A 15,934-nucleotide genomic window follows, 5' to 3' on the forward strand; every position below is an offset into this window, starting at 1 on the left:
ATCCGCGCACTCTACTGGTCCTGGTCAACGAGCGGGAGGCCCTCGCTGCATGGGCCACGACCTCTACGTCATCCACAGGTCTTGACTATTACTCGTTTCCGACATCGACGCGGTCCTGACCCAGCGAGCAGAGAATGATCACATCGGCCTGGTCATCGGCTGCGGCGGAGACCTGGGACCGGACGGGCTCAACATGTACGTGCGGGCTACCAGAACCGGTGACGCCGTGGTCAGCGAAGCCCGGTTCTGCGCAGAGGGTTGGGAAGACCACGGCTGATAAGAGGTGCGCTGCGAACGTCGCTCCGCGACAGCTTCAAACCTGAGACCACCCGCGAAGCTCCCAGCTCTGGCTGGCCGGGCGTACCAGCACTTCCGGTTGAGGCTGCAACAGGGCGACGGCAGGTACAAGACAGCGACCCGACAGGGAGATACCGGCACGTTCGGCTGCGGTGGCTGGCAGGCGTCGGCTTGCGTGGAGGGTATGAGCGACAGCGTCACGGCCACCCGTCCGGCCGCCGGTTTTCCCCTGCCGCAGGTTGCGGCCGTAGAGGCGGTCTTCGTCGCGCCGGACGGCACCCGGATGCAGCGGCGCTGGTGCCGGACGGCCGTGAAAGTGCGGCTGGAGGACCTTTCGCCGGTGGTGCCGTTTCCGGTGGTGCCCGGGCGGCGCTGCGGGCCGGGCTGGAGGTGGTCGGCCACCACTGCACGCCATGTCGCGCACGGCTCCAAGGCGATGCGCACCCAGCTGATGTTCCTCGGCCGCGATCAGCGCGTCGTCGCTCGCGCGGCGCGGCCGGTGCGGCTGAACTGACCACCCGAACGCGGATACGTCTGCCTCGGCACAGTGCCCGCCGTCGCACTCCTCATCTGGCTCTGATCGTGGCCGAAGGTACGAGAACTACGCCCCGGTACCGGTGTGCAAAACGGCGAACACTCCCCGGGCGCGGATGCCGTCCGGCGTCCGCCAGCAGCCGGTGATGTGGCCGATCCCTCCTTGCGGAGGAAGAGACGGGCCGTCCGGGGCAGGGTCGAGGACCCGGTGCAAGCGGAGGGTAGTGCCCTGCGGAGTAATCAGTGCGGTGCCTTCTGGATCGTCGATGGCAGTGACGTCTGCGAGCAGAGGGCCCTCACCGGTGCAAGAGGCGATGACCTCCCGGTCGGGTGCGTCGCTGATGTTCTGATCCTGGGCCTGCGCCCGCCCCTCGATCAGGGCTAGCAACTGGGCGACCAGCACGGGATCGTGGCAGCCGTCGTAGGCCCAGCGCCGCCCCAGCACCCCGTGCTCCATGGTGCCGACGAGGGCGTGCTCCGCCCCGTCGAGCGGGGCACCACGATAGGTGAGCGGTACCAGGTAGGTGACCAGGTCAGCAGCGGAGGCATCGGTGACCACTATGAACTCGATCCCGACCTCGCCTCGCGGGTCGTCCAGCCGGAAGCCGCCCGCCTTCGCCAACTTCGGTCCGTCCGCGCCACCGTGGTACCACTGGCGGGACGGCAGCCAGGAGTTGAGCAGTTCAAGCTTGCTCGGCTTGAGGACGGTGTGGTGGATGACGGCCATGCCGGAGGATCTCTTCCCTTGCTCGGATAGGTCAGTCACACCTTCGCATCTACGCGCCGCTGGCAGAGCGGTTTCTCCAACCAACAAGATTCAGAACGCAAGCCCTGGTTGCGTCCTGAGAAGTGGTGTACCGGTTCCCACCTGATCCGGGCGTTTGCGGCGTCAGAGTGAGTGTCCGGATACGAGAACGGCCACCGGCTGATCTTCGAGGTGTCGAAGGTTCGAAGGAGATCAGCACGATGACCGCACCAGACAGTCTGCCCCTGCACGCCCTCGCGGAAGACAACCTCGCCGCGGCGAGTCCCGATCTGCTGCGCGCGATGGTCAAGACGTTCGCCGACGCACTCATGTCCGCCGAGGCCGACGCCCTCTGCAACGCCGAATACGGGCAGGTCAGCGACGAGAGAGTCAACCACCGCAACGGATATCGCCCACGCGAGTGAGACACCCGGGCCGGCACCGTCGAACTCGCCATCCCCAAGCTCAGGTCCGGGAGTTACTTCCCGCACTGGCTCCTGGAACGACGACGCCGTGCCGAGCAGGCCCTGATCTCGGTGGTCGCCACCGCCTACCTGCTCGGCGTCTCCACCCGCCGCGTCGAGAAACTCGCCGAGTCCCTCGGAGTCACGCAGTTGTCGAAGTCCCAGGTCTCCGCAATGGCCAAGCATCTGGACGAGCAGGTCGCCGCCATCCGCAACAGGCCACTGGAGGCCGGGCCCTACTCGTTCGTCTGGGTCGACGCGCTGACCCAGAAGGTCCGCGAGGGCGGCCGCATCATCAACCGGCCGGGCCCGGCTGCTCGGCCAGCTGCACGCGCCGACGTTCCCACCCTGAGCCCGCGGGTGCTGGGAGTCGACGACTTCGCCTTCCGCCGCCCGCGTACCTACGGGACCATCCTGGTCGACGTCGAGTCCTCCCTGCTCCACCAGCTACGGGCACAGCGAGGCGCTCCGACTACCACTGGCGGAGAGGCAGGCGGCGTAACGGAGATCCCGGCTGAGTAACCGGCCTGGAGTTCTCGTATAGCTGATCGCGGACAGCGATTTTCCGTATCTGGTCGCAGGATCGCGCTAGCCTGAAACTCAAACGCGCTAAAGTTTCGCAGGCTGGGAGGCCGGGATGAGCGAGCAGCCTTGGACGATCGAGTCCATCCGCGACGCCCTCGGCAGCCGTGTCCTGGTCCAGCGCTTCCTGAGCGAGATCAACCGGGCGCCGGCGCATGAACTGCTCCAGGTCTTCGCGCGGTGGGAGCGGATCGCCAAGGACACCGTTGCCGCCGTCGAGCGTGGCCGGGAGATCGCTGCGGCAGAGGCCCGCGGCGAAGAGCCCGCAGGCGAGTGGACCGACGTGACCGACCGCGTCCTCGCCGACGCCGACCGCATCAGTTCCCGCGGCGCCGCCTGATCTGAAGACCAGGCACACGTTCCGTCGCCGTCCTGCTACGCTCAGCGTCGAGTCGCTCTGGCCCTTCACCCCCACTCCGAAGGAACTACGAGGGGTGGAGTGTGCCCATGTATCGCCTGAAATACGACCCCGCCGCCGAGGCCGTCCACGAGGCGATGCCACCGGCCGCCAGCGAAGCCCTCACTCTCGCACTTGCCGCCGCCTGCCACGACCCGATCTCCGCGACCCAGCCATACGGCGAAGGCGACGACGTCATGCGAATGATCGTCACCGAGCACGCATTCGCCGTCCTCCTCGTCGGGCAAACGTTCAAGACGATCACCGTGCTGCAGATGACCTACCTCGGCTGAACGCACCGGGCTTCGGCCATCACGGCCGGGGCCTTCACTCACCTCGGGCACGAAATGGCCACAACTCCTTCATGAGGCGCCTCGGGCGCGCCATGATGCACCTCCGCACCAGCCCTGGGGGGACCATGAGCTACGAAACCACACCGCCACCCGACGCGGCGGAGCCGCCACCTGCCAAGAAGCGACGCATCAACGCGATCATCATTGGCGCGGCCGTTGTCACTATCGCAGGCGTCGTCACCGCTGGCCTACTGATCAGCAGCAACAAGAACGACGACGACCTGGCCGTCAAGACCACACCCGAAGCTGCGAAGACCAGCGCCAGTCCCAGCCTCGCTGAACAGATGCACGCCTGGGGCAGCAAGGGCGGCAGTGAAACCCTCACCACCCTCGTTGACGACCTCAGCAAAGTCGGAGACGACTCCGACCTCGCCGACCTCGACGGACTCCGCGACAGCTGCTCCACCCTCACTGCCGACATCGAAGCCGCCCAGGAAGAAGATCAGGTTCCAGACCCGGCAACAAACAAGCGCTGGAAGCTGGCCCTCAAACACCTCGGGAATTCGGCCACAGCATGCTCCACTGGCGCCGTCAGCGGAGACCAAACCCAGTTCGACCTGATGGCTTCCGAGATGGACATCGGCATCAAGCACCTCAACGCCGTCAACAAGCGCGTCGACGAAATCATGGACAGATGACAGAAGGCCCCCAGCCCATCTGGCGGTTTCTAGGGTCGTTGCAACACGTGGTCGTGTTGATCAGGCCGCGAGCAGTTTATGCAGGCGCTCGGCTGGGGTTTCCCAGCCGAGCGTTTTGCGTGGGCGGCCGTTGAGCTCGGCGGCCACGGCCACCAGGTGGTCGCGAGTGTGGACGGACAGGTCGGTGCCCTTGGGGAAGTACTGCCGCAGCAGGCCGTTCGTGTTCTCGTTGGAGCCGCGCTGCCAGGGGCTGGCCGGGTCGCAGAAGTAGACCGGAATGTCGGTGGCGACGGTGAAGGCGCCGTGGGCGGCCATCTCGGCGCCCTGGTCCCAGGTCAGGGATCGCACCAGGTGTGCGGGCAGTGTCTGGACGGTTTCCACGAGGGCGTCGCGGACGTGTTCGGCGGTGCGGCCCTGGGGCAGGTGCAGCAGCATGACGTAGCGGGTGGCGCGCTCGACGAGGGTGCCGATGGCGGAGTTGCCGTCCTTGCCGATGATGAGGTCGCCCTCCCAGTGGCCGGGCACGGCCCGGTCGCCGGCCTCGGCCGGGCGTTCGCTGGGTGGCGAACCGCGGGGTGCGCTGCTGGGCCTGGCGGCGGGGCTTGCGGCGGACGCTGCCGGTCCGCAGGGCCCTGGCGAGTTCGCGGCGCAGCTTGCCCCGGCCCTGGACGTAGAGGGCCTGGTAGATCGTCTCGTGGGCCACGTGCATCTCCGGCCGGTCGGGGAACTGGGCCCGCAGAGCCTGGCAGATCTGCTCGGGGCTCCACCGTATGTCGAGGTGACGCTGGATGAAGTCCCGGAGTTCGGGGTTCTAGCCGATCTTCCCGGGCTTGGGGCGCGGGGCCGGCGGGCCTGGGCTCGGGCGTGGGCGGCGTACGGCCGGTACTGGCCGTTGCTACCCGGCCGCTGCGACGGCCCGGCGGTAGAGGTCTTGCACCTCCACTCGGTCACATGGCGCCTTGTAACGCACCCAGCAATTCTTGCGTGGCAGGTCCTTCCGACAGCAACCCGAGCACCAGAGCCCTCGCCCGGCGCCGCGGTTCGACCCGGGCGAACCGCCCCGCGATGCGGCCCATCAGGACCTCGAACACGTCCAGCCAGCAGGCAGGATCTATGCTGTGACCTGCGGCCACTGTCTGATCTTCTGTCTTCGCACCCCGATGATCATCAATAGCCGCTCCCGCACCAGTCCCGGCCAGCAAGACCACGATCTGGCCCGGAGTACCAGCTCTGGAGTTGAATCGGCCGATGGACATGTCCTCCCGAGAGATCCGCATCCCCCTCGACAAGGCCGTCGCGGTCCTGCTGGACCTGGAGGAGTTCGTGGTTTCCCTTGACCGACTCGGATCCCGCATGGCAGGCGGAGACGCCGACGAGTACACCGTCGGCAAATTCATCGGCGACTGGGATGTCGCGCGGCGACTGGCCCGCGCCCGAGGCGTCCTCAGTCTCGCGCTGGATGAGCAACTCAGCTCGGAAGAGAGACTTGAGTTCGAGGATCTGTGCGAGCAGGGCCGCTTCTACACGGACAACGTCGGCTACCCCTCCCTCGACCAGTCCAAGTCCAGCTGATACGGCAAGCGCGTCAGGCCGGAGGTGGCGCTAGCATCGCCGAATGGGAAGATCTGGATGTCCGTGCATCCTCTGCACGCAGTCGTCGCATGAAGCGTCGTGGGATCAGCGGGACCGGACCATAGCCACCAGTACGCGGAATTATGGCTGGCATGTGATGGGAGTGGCCGCCGACGATGAAGTTCCAGCCGGCTGGGCGTATTCCATCGGTCTGTGGCACACGCTGCGCAGCCCGGAGATATGTGTCTTCGGGCTGGCGGTCGACACCATGATGTCCCTGATCAACGAGGCAGGCGAGGCCGTGCGCAGCGGACCTCCCGTGATGCCCAACCAGCGCCGGGACGACATCTTCGACCACTTTCCCGCCGTAATCCGGCCCGTGCACGAGAGCTGGTGCACCGACTTCTTCGGCGCGGCGCTGGACTTCTACCAGGTCTCGCCCCTGCCCGTGGCCCAGCTCTTCTGGCCCGACAGGGAAGGCCGCTTCCCCTGGGAGGACGGGGCTGCCGACTACTGCCGGGACAACCAGCCTCTGCTGTGGATCCCCAAGCCGGACACCCCCGGTCCGTCGGGAGCGAGCTGAGCCCTGACTGATGGTCCAACAGCCGCGATGACTGGCCCGGTCAGTGAGGGCCGTGGCAGAGACTGCCGATCAGTCGCCGACGAACCATACGTACCTATGGCGCCCTTCCTCCGCTACCCGGCACATGGCACGCACCCGATCGACCCAGGGGCCACTACGCTCCGCGGGCAGTCGATCCAGCTCCTCCAGCAGCATGGGTCTCTGCCAGCTGTTGAAGACGGTGTCCGCGTATGGGCACAGCCCGGCGAGCATGGGGAACTGTGCCGGGTCGATGTCCACAAGCGCCTCGTCCCAGGACACACCGCGGGAATGCGCCAGGATGGTCCCGACCTCATCCCGAACCACCAAGTCGATCACTGAAACAGGCTACCGCGCAGTCAACCAACGGCCTTACTGACTCCAACCGTCTCGCGTCACAAGATCAGCGCCAGAGCCGATCACCTGACGTCCGCACGGGGACCTGGCATCCCACCAGCAAGATCACAATCTACGGCTGGAGTACTAGTACTCCAGCCGGACTTCTGTATTTCTCCTGGCCAACGGCCTGGCGGTGGGGAGTGTAGCGAGGGTTGGGCGCGCGGGGGACGGTCTTGGGCCGACTGTCCCACCAAGGGGTGCCCGCGCCGCATGTAATGACAGCGCGGCGAGCAGTCCGTAGTCGTGATCCATGATGTGCCGACGAACGCTTGGGACCTGGAACTCGAAGAACTCTTCCTGCGCACCGGAGCCCGCTTTTGCCGTGTGGAGGCCCGGCGGCGGATGCGGGGACTAAGCAGTGTCCTGATCTTTAGCAGGGTGCGGTGCATAGCGGTGCGACTGCTGTCGAACAGCACGGCGAGGGGTTCCGCGGCCAGGGCGACCCGCAGGTGAAGGACGGCCGCCAGGACCTGGTCGGGGAAGGCGAGTCGGGGCGGGCGTCCGCGCTTGACGTCGCCATCGACGGCCAAAGTGTCGGTGAGGTCGCTCAGTTGCTGCCGGGACATGCCGGTCAGGGCGGGATCGGACAGTAGAGCATGGTCCCACTCCGGGGCCGGCTTCTGCGGAGTCCGGGGTGCTGGGATGGCAGGACACGGCTGGGGGTGCACGGCATAGTTCCAGTCGCCGTGGAAGGGGTGTCGGGTCAGTGGCAGGGCCGCCATCTCCGCGTCCCCGATCTGGACTCCAGTTGGGTAGATGTTGGTGTCCAGCTCGGCCATGACGCGCAGTCCGGTGCTGGTGGTGGTCGCGGCGATGGACTGGACGATGACTTCGTGGCTGGTCAGCGGGCGGCCGCGCCAGTTCATGGTGATGTGCGAGAAGAGCCGGTGCTCGACCGAGCGACACCGCGTCGACATCGAGCACGACCCCGTCTACGGGCGCGCCCGCTCCTGGGTCCGCCCCCGCGCGAAGGCGTGGCCGATGGCGGAGGAACTCTTCGCCACCGCCCCCGCCCGCGTGATCAACAAGCAGGACGAGGCCCTCGAGGAGGAGTGGGACGCCCTGCTCTCCGGTGCCGCCGCCCAGCTCCCGCTCGCCTGAACCGCCCGACCACCGCCTCCGGAAGGACCCGTCATGCGCGCACCCATGTCCTTATCCCCTGCCCTCGCCTCGCTCCCGCGCCGTGCTGTACCTGGCCACGCCGTCCGGAGCTGACGTACGGGCCGCCATGCAGGCCGGCCTCCTGGGCTGCATGACCACCCCGGAGCAGGGCAACGTGATCCCGCCCGGCGCCCTGTACGCCTGCGACAACGGCAAGTTCGGCAAGGGCTGGCCCGGCGCCGAGGCCTGGTTCGCCTGGCTGAAGGCGACCGTCGACCGCTACGGGCCAGGCCGCTGCCTGTGGGCCGTCGCCCCCGACGTCCCCATGGACGCCGCGGCGACCTTGGCCGAGTCGCTGCCGTGGCTGAAGCGGATCCGCTCACTGGGCGTTCCGGTTGCTTTCGCCGCCCAGGACGGCAGCGAGCGCAGCCTCATCCCCTGGGACTTGATCGACGTGCTGTTCCTCGCGGGCTCCACCCAGTGGAAGACCTCACCGGCCGCGCACCGCCTGGCCCTGAGGGCGCAGGAGCGAGGCATGGCCGTCCACATGGGCCGCGTCCGTCCACATGGGCGGCGTCAACTCCCGCCGGCGGCTGCGCATCGCGCAGGCCTTCGGGTGCACCAGCTGCGACGGCACCTATCTCGCCTTGGGACCCGACACCAACCTCCCCCGCCTTCTCGCCTGGATGAACGAACTCCACACCACCCCAACTCTGTTCGGAGACGAGACGTGACGACCTGGCTGCGCCTCATCGGCGCATCGATCATGGGCATCCTGGACCCCGTCCCCTCCAGCGTGACCTCCCCGATGACCGAGGCGGAAGGCGCCTGGGTCCGCGCGAATGCCTGGACCAAGGGACTGCGCAAGATCGAGGACGCCTACCCCCATGGCTTCCACCGCTGGTGCTCCTGCGAGCGGGGCATCTGCCACCCCTGCGGCTCCGGTCACCACGACCAGTGTGTCAGCGCGAGCGGCCCCCGCCTCGACGACTACGCCGGCACCATCACCGACCGCGGCGGCTTCGTCGTCGCCGTGATCCACTACGGGCTCGGCCAGCAGCCCTGCCGGTGGTTATGCCCCTGCCCCCAGGGTAGCGGAACTGGGCATCCCGGTCCGGGTGCTGAGAGCCTTCGATGGTCTTGGCGTTCGCCTGCAGGCTGAAGCCTTCCTCCCGCAGCAGGCCGGCGACCGTGTCAGCGGAGACCCGGTGGCCCTGCCGGGTCAGCTCCGCTGCCAGGTTCCGGGCCGACTTCGCCGTCCAGCGCAGCGGCGACATCAGGTCGCCCCGCTCGTCGGGCTCGACCAGCGCCAGCAGCGCGGGCCGCAGCCCCGCGTCCAGCTCAGTCGCCTTCTTCCGGCCTCCGCCGGGACGGCGGACCCGCCCCAACAGGGCCTGGCCGGACTCCAGTTCAGCCACTTCGCGCGAGACCGTGCCCTCCCGGACTCCGGCCGCAGCGGCGACAAGCCTGATCCCGCCATGCCCCAGCGACCGAGCCTCCGCCCCTATGGCCAGCCGGCGCTGACGCTCGTCCAGATGCGGCAACAACGCCTGGAACTTCGCAGTCAGGACCGCCTCGATCCCCTCCGGTCTCCCCATACCACGACAACGATCCCGGGAGCCGGAAGCCACGACTTGTTTCCCGACAAGCCCTAAGGCAGCCAGTCAGAGTGCGCGGGTTCGGGGTGGAAGAGGCCATGGTCGGCGGCCTGCCGGGCCAGGGCCTCGGCCTCCTCCCGGTCCCCGGCCTGCTCCCGCAACGCCGCCAGGGAGTATAGGACGTCGGTGATGCCATGATCGGCAGCGTGCCGGTAGGCGGCTTCGGCGCCCATGTAGTCCCCGGCCTCAAGCCGCCACCTCACCAGGCGGCGCAGTTCGTAGAGGAGCTCGGCCCCCTCCCGGTCCCCGGCATCGTCCCACGAATGCGTCGGGGGGTCGGTGTCGCCGCCGTGGTCGGCGACCTGCCGGTAAAGGGCTTCGGCGCCCTGCCGGTCCCCGGCCTCCTCCCGCAACACCGCCAGGCGGCGCATGGCGTGGGTGTGGCCGTGGTCGGCGGCCTGCCGGTAGAGGGCTTCGGCGCCCTGCCGGTCCCCGGCTCGCTCCCGCAACTCCGACAGGGAGCACATGGCATTGGCGCTACCACGGTCAGCGGCTCGGTGGCGGAGGTGGTGGGCCCACTGCTGGCGGTGGCGGGCCCCGGCTACTTGAGCGAGGTGGTTCAGGTCGTCGGGGTGGGTGAGGTGGGTGTGGGCGGCGTGCCAGAAGGAGGCCGGCGGGCACAGGTGCCTGCGGGTGGTGCGGCCGTGTTGTTCGAGGTAGTCGGCGAGCCGGAACACCGGCCCCGCCGACGGCGGGGGTGAGACGTCGCCCGGTGAGATCGTGCCGGAATCCGGCATCTACGAGTGCGACTGCGGGCAGCGCCACGAGTACAGGGCACCTTTGGCTGGCATCACCCCGCCAGGTCCTCGGCCGCGGATCCGGCACACCCGAGGTGGTTGGTACCCCACCCCGGTATGGTGAGAGGGGCGACCGCAGGCGGCGTGCCGAACGGTGAGGAAGAAAGAGGACGGAACGTGGACAGCGGACATGCAGGCAGGCGGGGCATCGCCCGGCTGCTGGCGGTGTGCGCGGTGCTGTTCGGCCTGTTCCTCATGCACGGCTCCCCGGCGAGTGCCGCCGAGGGCTGCCACGGCGCCATGCCCGCACCCGCGCCGATGCCCGTCGGCCACGATGCCTCCCCGATGGTCACGGCTCACGCGCCCGCCAGGCATCATCCAGGCCCGGCTCTCCAGGCCGCCGGGACTGCCGGGATGCCCGGGACGCTGTGCGTGGCGACCCCGGCCCACGAGCGAACCCTCCTGTCCGCGCCCGGCCTCCTCGCCGTGGCAGCCGTCACGGTTGTGGCCGCATGGACGCCGGCTCGGCTGCGGGCACTGGGCGGCAGCGGGCTGCGTGGGCCTCCGGCCAGCGGACGAGATCACCTGCTCCAGGCGTGTATCGCGCGGACGTGACAGGCACGCGCCGAGGCCCGGCCATCGGCCGGGACCGGCACCGTGCCCTGCCGCTCTCCGCGCGCCACCGGTGTGGTGCGCCCACCCGGAAAGATCCCTCCTTCGACGATGTCCTCTTCCCGTCTCATTGCCTGCCGTCGCGCGATCGCCGCGACCGGTGCCGCAGTGGCTCTCGCACTGACCCTGGCCGCCTGCGGCTCCTCCAGCGACTCCGCGTCCATGCCGGGCATGGACCACGGCAGCAAGTCCTCCGCATCGCCCTCGTCCAGCGCGTCACCTTCGATGGGCGACATGCCCGGCATGGACCACATGGCTTCCGGCAACGGCCTGTCCGACACTCAGGACGGCTACCGCCTCACCTCCAAGGACGCGACCCTGTCGTCCGGCAAGCAGACCGCCTACCGGTTCACGGTGATCGGCCCGGACGGCAAGCCGGTCACCGACTTCGCCCTCGACCAGACCAAGCGGATGCACTTCTACGCGATCCGCTCCGACCTGACCGGGTTCCAGCACGTCCACCCGACCATGGCCGCCGACGGCACCTTGAGTGCGAACCTGTCCTCCCTCACTGGGGGCTCCTGGCGCATGTTCGCCTCCTTCACCCCGAACACCGGCACGGACCAAGGCAAGGACTTCGTGCTCTCGCGCACCGTCACCGTGCCCGGCGACGCCGCGAAGACCCCACTGCCCGCACCGGCCACCAGCACGCAGGCCGACGGGTACACCGTCACCGTCAAGGGCAAGCCCATGGCAGGCATGGCACACCCGCTGACCGTCTCGATCGCCCACGACGGAAAGCCCGTCACCGACCTTGAGCCCTACCTGGACACCTACGCCCACCTGACCGCCTTCCGCGAAGGCGACGCCACGTTCGCCCACCTCCACCCGACCACCAAGGTGAGCGGCGACCACGGCGGCCCGGACCTGTCCTTCCACGCCGAGCTGCCCACCTCCGGCAACTGGCGGCTGTTCCTGCAGTTCCAGACCGGCGGCAAGCTCCACACCGCTGCCCTGACCCTGCGCGTCGGCTGACCCGGGCGGGGCGGGGCCCCGCACTCCGGCCCGACGAACGCGCCCCCAAAGAGAGCGCGTCCGTGGGCGGCTTACCGCACCATGATGGAGGAAGGCTTCACAGATGCACGCCGTACTGCACGCACTGTCGATTGCCGGGTCGATGACCTGGGAGATCACCTGGGCCCTGATCCTGGGCTTCGCCCTGTCCGCTGTCGTCCAGGCCGTGGTCCGCAAGTCCACCGTGGTCTCACTCCTGGGCGATGACCGCCCCCGCACCCTCGCCGTCGCCGCCGGCCTGGGCGCGGCGTCTTCATCCTGCTCGTACGCGGCAGTCGCGCTGGCCCGCTCACTGTTCCGCAAGGGAGCGAATTTCACCGCCGCGATGGCCTTCGAGATCGCCTCCACCAACCTGGTCGTCGAACTCGGCGTGATCCTGGCCCTGCTGATGGGCTGGCAATTCACCGCCGCCGAATTCGTCGGCGGCCCGATCATGATCACCGTGCTGGCGGTCCTGTTCCGCCTCTTCCTGCGCGACAAACTCCTGCGCACCGCCCGCGAGCAGGCCGAACGGGGCCTTGCCGGCTCGATGGAGGGCCACGCCGCGATGGACATGTCCGTTCAGGGCGATGGCTCCTTCGCCCGGCGCCTGTTCTCCCGCGAGGGTTTCACCTCGACCTCGCACGTCTTCGTCATGGAGTGGGCGGCGATCCTGCGCGACCTGATCGTTGGCCTGCTCATCGCCGGCGCCATCGCCGCCTGGGTTCCCGATTCCTTCTGGCGCACCTTCTTCTTCGACGGCCACCCTCTCGCCTCCAAGCTGTGGGGCCCGATCGTCGGCCCGCTGGTCGCGATCGCCTCATTCGTGTGCTCCATCGGCAACGTGCCGCTGGCTGTGGTGCTGTGGAAGGGCGGCATCAGTTTCGGCGGCGTGGTGGCGTTCATCTTCGCCGACCTGCTGATCCTGCCGATCCTCAACATCTACCGGAAGTACTACGGCGCCAAGACCGCCGCCTTCCTGCTCGGCACCTTCTACCTCGCGATGGTCATCGCCGGGTACATCGTCGAATTCGCCTTCGGCGGTCTCGGCCTGATCCCCGACCAGGCCGACGCGAAGATCCCCATGGAGGGCGTGAGCTGGAACTACACCACCTGGCTCAACATCGCCTTCCTCCTCCTGGCCGCGGCGCTCCTGGTGCGCTTCTTGCGCACCGGCGGGCTGTCCATGCTCCGCATGATGGGCGGCTCACCCGACACCGGCCACGATCCCACCGGCCCCCTGCAGCACGGGCACCCAGCAGGGGACACACACGGCGGGCACCACCACTGAAGCGCGGCCCTCCACCCGCGGGTGGAGGGCCCGTTCTGCCCACGGGCCGATCCAGGAACCGCCGCCGGCGTGCTGGAGTAGTGCCGTGACTGCCACCTTGCCGCGCGTCCTGCCCAGCCCGGACGGCAAACCGGTTCCGCCGCCCGGCACCGCCGACGTCTTCCGGTCCTTCGCCCGTGACCTGGCCGCCGGCCGGCGGCCCTGGACGGCCGAGACCGCCCATTTCATCGCCGCACAGTTCGACCAACTCGCCACCGACTGGGACACCACCCGTGCCACCGGACGCGACGACCCCCTGCGCGACGCCCTCACCCGCGGCGGACCACTGCCCGCGGGCCCATGCCTCGAACTCGGCTCCGGCACCGGCCTGTTCACGCCCCTGCTGAGAACCGCCTTCGCGCCGGTGATCAGCGTGGACCTGTCGCTGCGCATGCTGCAGCAAGCACACGGCCGCTCACCGGTGCGCGTCCAGGCCGACGCAAGCACACTGCCGCTGCCCGACTCCTCCATCGCCGCCATCGCCGCGATCGACATGCTGCTGTTCCCCACCGAGACCGCCCGCGTCCTGGCGCACGACGGAGTACTGCTGTGGATCAACCAGCTCGGCAACGACGGCCCGCTGTACCTGCCCGCCGCTGCCGTCGCTGCAGCCCTGCCCGGCTCCTGGCAGGCGACCGACTCCGAAGCCGGCTGGGGTAGCTGGGCCGTCCTACGCCGCACCCGCTGACACGCCTCCGCCCGGCAGCGAGCCAGAGCCGCGCATGTTGCGGGGCCCCACCAGGCGGGTGCTGCCGTCCTTGTGCCGGATGGGAAACGCGCCGGCCCCGCTCACTACGGTGCCCATCACCTCGAAGATCACCATCTCCCGGTGCTCCTCGTTGACCAGCAGCCGGGGCACGTACCTTCCCAGGGCTTCCTCAGCGGTGTCGCCGAACACCTCCTTGGCCTGCGGGCTCAGAACACGCACCGCCCTTTGGCGTCCATGGCGACCGCGGCCACACCGAGCAGCTGCTGTGCCGAGGGCGGTCCGTCCACGCTGCGCTCGGAACCCGGCGGTGACGATGCCGCGGCCGGTTGCGGGCTTACTCCACTGAGACCCCGGTCGGCGCTGGTTTGCGGCTGGCCACCGTGTGATCAGGAGGACCCCGGCTGTCCGGCACCAGGAGTCTGATGCGGTGCCGAAGGTGGCTGGCACCCGGACCCGGTCCGCGCGGACAATGGGGAGCAGGAAGCCTCCTGGGGAGGTGAGCTGCGGTGATGTATTGGGATGGCGGCTGGGTCTGGATGGCCTTCCTGCCGTTGGTGTGGATTGCCTTTATCGGGCTGGTGGTGTGGGCGGTGGTCCGCCTCGCCCGGCATCCCGCCGGTCGCGACAGCGACCGCGGCCCCTGGCAGCCGCCACGCGAGACGCCGGAGGAGATCCTTGATCGGCGCTTCGCCTCGGGTGAGATCGACGCGGACGCCTACACCGAGGCCCGCGAACGCCTGGCTGCTCACAAGCCGAGGCCGCGGTGACTTGGCTGAATGGCCACCGAAGCGGTTGCCCGTGGCCCACACGAGCGAGGCAATCAGCGCAGTCACCGCGCAAACCAGCACCGTCAGCGGTAGCCAGCGCCAGGCCACGGCCTCGGCCCGATGATGGGCGTCGTCGCCCGCGAGCAGCCGGTGCACAGCATCGGCGACGCGAATCGCGCGGCGGCGCGATTCGCCGACCGCTGGGGCCTGCACGTCGGCGAAATCATGCAGTTCACGAAGAACTACTACGCCGAACTTCTGGACCGGGGCGGCAAGCGCGCCACCGAGGTCCTCGTCGACCCGGGCAGCGGCGCCGTCCATCTGGAGTTCGGCCCGGCCATGATGTGGAACACCGCCTACGGAATGATGCGAGCCCCGCACCAGTCCGGCCCCGCAGCCGTCGGGCCCGACCAGGCGGTGCGGATCGCCGATGGCTGGCTGAGCGAGCACCGCACCGGGCTGCACGCCGCCGAACCCGACCGGTTCCCCGGCTACTACACCCTGCACACCCTGCGCGATCACCACGTCGTCGGCATGCTCTCCGTCAACGCGACCACCGGTCAGGTCTGGTACCACACCTGGCACGGCCGCTTCATCCAGATGCAAGAGCCCCGCGGCAGCGTATGACTCATGAGCGTCACAGCATCACGCGCTTGGCACAGGCACCAGAGCCCCTGCTCCGACGACCTACTATGGCGTTTAGGTTTTCGTTCGGTTGGTCGGCAGAGAGGGCGGTCGGGTGCGGGGCTTCGGTGAGCTGGAGCAGGCGATCATGGATGTCGTCTGGGCCGCTGATGCGCCGGTGACCGTGCGTGACGTGCTGGAGCGGCTGAACAGCGGCCGGCCGCAGCCGCTGGCGTACAACACGGTGCAGACGGTGATGGAGATCTTGCACCGCAAGGACTGGCTGGCCCGGGCCAAGGACGGACGCGCCTTCCGGTACAAGGCCACCAGGAGCCGTGAGGAGTACGCTGCCTCGCTGATCGACCAGGTGTGGGCGACCGGCGCGGACCGCACCGCGACCCTGGTGAAGCTCTTCGACGAACTGGATCCGGGCGAGCTCTCCGACTTGCGGGCGGCGCTGGCCGAGCAGGCGGACGGAGACCGGGCATGAAGATCGCCATCCTGCTGTTCGCCTATGCCGTCACCCTGGGCGTGCTCGCACCGCTGTGGCTGACGCGGACGGGCTGGACGGCCCGCTCACCGCGCCTGGCCATCTGGGCCTGGCAGGCGCTGACCGCGACCGTGGTCCGTTAGGTTTGTCTGCCTGCCGTGGTCAGGGGCATGAGGACTGTGTGGACGCACATGAAGTGAACCGGGTGCGGGCGTCGTTGGCGTTATTCGTGGCGGATGTGTTCGCCTCGGTGCCGCGTAAGGACCAGCGG

General features: G+C 68.7%; 21 protein-coding genes and 4 pseudogenes. 17 read left to right on the forward strand and 8 right to left on the reverse strand.

What is annotated here, in order from left to right:
• The first annotated feature begins 481 nt into the window (after positions 1-481).
• Positions 482-811: a hypothetical protein gene (locus ACWGJM_RS47920; protein WP_453418089.1), complete on the forward strand. Its 330-nt coding sequence runs from the start codon at positions 482-484 to the stop codon at positions 809-811.
• 87 nt (positions 812-898) lie between these two features.
• On the opposite strand, the gene ACWGJM_RS47925 is transcribed toward ACWGJM_RS47920, so the two are convergent.
• Complete coding sequence (locus tag ACWGJM_RS47925; RefSeq protein ID WP_453418090.1) at positions 899-1,558, reverse strand: maltokinase N-terminal cap-like domain-containing protein; 660 nt, start codon at positions 1,556-1,558, stop codon at positions 899-901.
• Positions 1,559-1,797: 239 nt separating this feature from the next.
• Between ACWGJM_RS47925 and ACWGJM_RS47930 the strand changes: the two are divergent.
• The 4 genes and pseudogenes from ACWGJM_RS47930 to ACWGJM_RS47945 all read left to right on the forward strand — a co-directional run.
• Positions 1,798-2,337 (forward strand): annotated as a pseudogene (locus tag ACWGJM_RS47930) (transposase); the annotation flags it as partial.
• A 340-nt stretch (positions 2,338-2,677) separates the two neighbouring features.
• The gene (locus tag ACWGJM_RS47935; RefSeq protein ID WP_453418091.1) at positions 2,678-2,962 is read left to right on the forward strand and encodes a hypothetical protein; all 285 of its coding nucleotides are present in this window, start codon (positions 2,678-2,680) and stop codon (positions 2,960-2,962) included.
• A gap of 107 nt (positions 2,963-3,069) precedes the next feature.
• Entirely contained in the window at positions 3,070-3,312 is a 243-nt protein-coding gene (locus ACWGJM_RS47940; protein WP_453418106.1) for a hypothetical protein, read from the forward strand.
• 125 nt (positions 3,313-3,437) lie between these two features.
• Positions 3,438-4,010, forward strand: coding sequence for a hypothetical protein (locus ACWGJM_RS47945; protein WP_453418092.1), 573 nt, complete (start codon positions 3,438-3,440; stop codon positions 4,008-4,010).
• A 60-nt stretch (positions 4,011-4,070) separates the two neighbouring features.
• Here the strand turns inward: ACWGJM_RS47945 and ACWGJM_RS47950 are convergent.
• Positions 4,071-4,922: pseudogene (locus tag ACWGJM_RS47950) on the reverse strand (IS30 family transposase); the annotation flags it as partial.
• Between the two features lie 35 nt (positions 4,923-4,957).
• The gene (locus tag ACWGJM_RS47955) at positions 4,958-5,266 is read right to left on the reverse strand and encodes a hypothetical protein (RefSeq protein WP_453418108.1); all 309 of its coding nucleotides are present in this window, start codon (positions 5,264-5,266) and stop codon (positions 4,958-4,960) included.
• Between ACWGJM_RS47955 and ACWGJM_RS47960 the strand changes: the two genes are divergently transcribed.
• Together ACWGJM_RS47960 and ACWGJM_RS47965 are read left to right on the forward strand one after the other, a co-directional pair.
• Positions 5,259-5,582, forward strand: coding sequence for a hypothetical protein (locus tag ACWGJM_RS47960; protein WP_453418093.1), 324 nt, complete (start codon positions 5,259-5,261; stop codon positions 5,580-5,582). The genes ACWGJM_RS47955 and ACWGJM_RS47960 overlap by 8 nt on opposite strands.
• Positions 5,583-5,625: 43 nt before the next feature.
• A complete protein-coding gene (locus ACWGJM_RS47965; protein WP_453418094.1) occupies positions 5,626-6,165 on the forward strand; it encodes a DUF4262 domain-containing protein in 540 nt (179 codons plus the stop codon).
• A 69-nt stretch (positions 6,166-6,234) separates the two neighbouring features.
• Here ACWGJM_RS47965 and ACWGJM_RS47970 read toward each other — a convergent pair whose 3' ends face one another.
• Both ACWGJM_RS47970 and ACWGJM_RS47975 read right to left on the reverse strand, forming a co-directional pair.
• Positions 6,235-6,522 (reverse strand): hypothetical protein, encoded by a 288-nt coding sequence (locus ACWGJM_RS47970; RefSeq protein WP_453418095.1) that lies wholly within the window; start codon positions 6,520-6,522, stop codon positions 6,235-6,237.
• A gap of 413 nt (positions 6,523-6,935) precedes the next feature.
• Positions 6,936-7,478 (reverse strand): annotated as a pseudogene (locus ACWGJM_RS47975) (ISAzo13-like element transposase-related protein); the annotation flags it as partial.
• Between ACWGJM_RS47975 and ACWGJM_RS47980 the strand changes: the two are divergent.
• Positions 7,360-7,683 carry a hypothetical protein gene (locus ACWGJM_RS47980; RefSeq protein WP_453418109.1) on the forward strand — a complete coding sequence of 108 codons (324 nt, stop codon included), beginning with the start codon at positions 7,360-7,362 and terminating at the stop codon, positions 7,681-7,683. The pseudogene ACWGJM_RS47975 and the gene ACWGJM_RS47980 sit on opposite strands and share 119 nt — an antisense overlap.
• An 808-nt stretch (positions 7,684-8,491) precedes the next feature.
• The gene (locus tag ACWGJM_RS47985) at positions 8,492-8,845 is read left to right on the forward strand and encodes a DUF6248 family natural product biosynthesis protein (RefSeq protein ID WP_453418107.1); all 354 of its coding nucleotides are present in this window, start codon (positions 8,492-8,494) and stop codon (positions 8,843-8,845) included.
• Here ACWGJM_RS47985 and ACWGJM_RS47990 read toward each other — a convergent pair.
• Together ACWGJM_RS47990 and ACWGJM_RS47995 are read right to left on the reverse strand one after the other, a co-directional pair.
• Positions 8,775-9,281: pseudogene (locus tag ACWGJM_RS47990) on the reverse strand (ISAzo13-like element transposase-related protein); the annotation flags it as partial. The gene ACWGJM_RS47985 and the pseudogene ACWGJM_RS47990 overlap by 71 nt on opposite strands.
• 53 nt (positions 9,282-9,334) lie before the next feature.
• A complete protein-coding gene (locus ACWGJM_RS47995) occupies positions 9,335-10,078 on the reverse strand; it encodes a tetratricopeptide repeat protein (protein WP_453418096.1) in 744 nt (247 codons plus the stop codon).
• Between the two features lie 177 nt (positions 10,079-10,255).
• On the opposite strand from ACWGJM_RS47995, the gene ACWGJM_RS48000 reads away from it, so the two are divergent.
• The 4 genes from ACWGJM_RS48000 to ACWGJM_RS48015 all read left to right on the forward strand — a co-directional run bounded on the left by ACWGJM_RS48000 (position 10,256) and on the right by ACWGJM_RS48015 (position 13,761).
• Positions 10,256-10,693, forward strand: coding sequence for a hypothetical protein (locus ACWGJM_RS48000; RefSeq protein ID WP_453418097.1), 438 nt, complete (start codon positions 10,256-10,258; stop codon positions 10,691-10,693).
• A 165-nt stretch (positions 10,694-10,858) separates the two neighbouring features.
• Positions 10,859-11,725 carry a hypothetical protein gene (locus ACWGJM_RS48005; protein ID WP_453418098.1) on the forward strand — a complete coding sequence of 289 codons (867 nt, stop codon included), beginning with the start codon at positions 10,859-10,861 and terminating at the stop codon, positions 11,723-11,725.
• A gap of 103 nt (positions 11,726-11,828) precedes the next feature.
• On the forward strand, positions 11,829-13,034 hold the full coding sequence (locus ACWGJM_RS48010) for a permease (RefSeq protein WP_453418099.1): 1,206 nt from the start codon (positions 11,829-11,831) through the stop codon (positions 13,032-13,034).
• Between the two features lie 85 nt (positions 13,035-13,119).
• Positions 13,120-13,761 carry a class I SAM-dependent methyltransferase gene (locus ACWGJM_RS48015; protein WP_453418100.1) on the forward strand — a complete coding sequence of 214 codons (642 nt, stop codon included), beginning with the start codon at positions 13,120-13,122 and terminating at the stop codon, positions 13,759-13,761.
• Here the strand turns inward: ACWGJM_RS48015 and ACWGJM_RS48020 are convergent.
• Positions 13,744-14,001 (reverse strand): hypothetical protein, encoded by a 258-nt coding sequence (locus tag ACWGJM_RS48020; protein ID WP_453418101.1) that lies wholly within the window; start codon positions 13,999-14,001, stop codon positions 13,744-13,746. The two genes, ACWGJM_RS48015 and ACWGJM_RS48020, sit on opposite strands and share 18 nt — an antisense overlap.
• A gap of 287 nt (positions 14,002-14,288) precedes the next feature.
• Between ACWGJM_RS48020 and ACWGJM_RS48025 the strand changes: the two genes are divergently transcribed.
• The 4 genes from ACWGJM_RS48025 to ACWGJM_RS48040 all read left to right on the forward strand — a co-directional run bounded on the left by ACWGJM_RS48025 (position 14,289) and on the right by ACWGJM_RS48040 (position 15,806).
• On the forward strand, positions 14,289-14,549 hold the full coding sequence (locus ACWGJM_RS48025; protein ID WP_453418102.1) for an SHOCT domain-containing protein: 261 nt from the start codon (positions 14,289-14,291) through the stop codon (positions 14,547-14,549).
• 120 nt (positions 14,550-14,669) lie between these two features.
• On the forward strand, positions 14,670-15,176 hold the full coding sequence (locus ACWGJM_RS48030) for a hypothetical protein (RefSeq protein WP_453418103.1): 507 nt from the start codon (positions 14,670-14,672) through the stop codon (positions 15,174-15,176).
• Positions 15,177-15,288: 112 nt separating this feature from the next.
• Entirely contained in the window at positions 15,289-15,663 is a 375-nt protein-coding gene (locus ACWGJM_RS48035) for a BlaI/MecI/CopY family transcriptional regulator (RefSeq protein WP_453418104.1), read from the forward strand.
• On the forward strand, positions 15,660-15,806 hold the full coding sequence (locus ACWGJM_RS48040) for a hypothetical protein (RefSeq protein ID WP_453418105.1): 147 nt from the start codon (positions 15,660-15,662) through the stop codon (positions 15,804-15,806). Before ACWGJM_RS48035 ends, ACWGJM_RS48040 begins: the two co-directional genes overlap by 4 nt.
• Positions 15,807-15,934: the final 128 nt, after the last annotated feature.

The sequence above is a fragment of the Streptomyces sp. NPDC054834 genome, assembly GCF_053611185.1.

Bases quoted from the DNA above. Each gene is read 5' to 3' on its own strand.
- ACWGJM_RS47985 (WP_453418107.1), top strand. From the start codon at position 8,492: ATGACCGAGGCGGAAGGCGCCTGGGTCCGCGCGAATGCCTGGACCAAG.
- ACWGJM_RS47945 (WP_453418092.1), top strand. From the start codon at position 3,438: ATGAGCTACGAAACCACACCGCCACCCGACGCGGCGGAGCCGCCACCT.
- ACWGJM_RS47925 (WP_453418090.1), bottom strand. From the start codon at position 1,558: ATGGCCGTCATCCACCACACCGTCCTCAAGCCGAGCAAGCTTGAACTG.
- ACWGJM_RS47955 (WP_453418108.1), bottom strand. From the start codon at position 5,266: ATGTCCATCGGCCGATTCAACTCCAGAGCTGGTACTCCGGGCCAGATC.
- ACWGJM_RS48040 (WP_453418105.1), top strand. From the start codon at position 15,660: ATGAAGATCGCCATCCTGCTGTTCGCCTATGCCGTCACCCTGGGCGTG.
- ACWGJM_RS47965 (WP_453418094.1), top strand. From the start codon at position 5,626: ATGGGAAGATCTGGATGTCCGTGCATCCTCTGCACGCAGTCGTCGCAT.
- ACWGJM_RS47960 (WP_453418093.1), top strand. From the start codon at position 5,259: ATGGACATGTCCTCCCGAGAGATCCGCATCCCCCTCGACAAGGCCGTC.
- ACWGJM_RS48010 (WP_453418099.1), top strand. From the start codon at position 11,829: ATGCACGCCGTACTGCACGCACTGTCGATTGCCGGGTCGATGACCTGG.
- ACWGJM_RS47920 (WP_453418089.1), top strand. From the start codon at position 482: ATGAGCGACAGCGTCACGGCCACCCGTCCGGCCGCCGGTTTTCCCCTG.
- ACWGJM_RS47935 (WP_453418091.1), top strand. From the start codon at position 2,678: ATGAGCGAGCAGCCTTGGACGATCGAGTCCATCCGCGACGCCCTCGGC.
- ACWGJM_RS47995 (WP_453418096.1), bottom strand. From the start codon at position 10,078: ATGCCGGATTCCGGCACGATCTCACCGGGCGACGTCTCACCCCCGCCG.
- ACWGJM_RS47940 (WP_453418106.1), top strand. From the start codon at position 3,070: ATGTATCGCCTGAAATACGACCCCGCCGCCGAGGCCGTCCACGAGGCG.
- ACWGJM_RS47980 (WP_453418109.1), top strand. From the start codon at position 7,360: ATGACGCGCAGTCCGGTGCTGGTGGTGGTCGCGGCGATGGACTGGACG.
- ACWGJM_RS48030 (WP_453418103.1), top strand. From the start codon at position 14,670: ATGATGGGCGTCGTCGCCCGCGAGCAGCCGGTGCACAGCATCGGCGAC.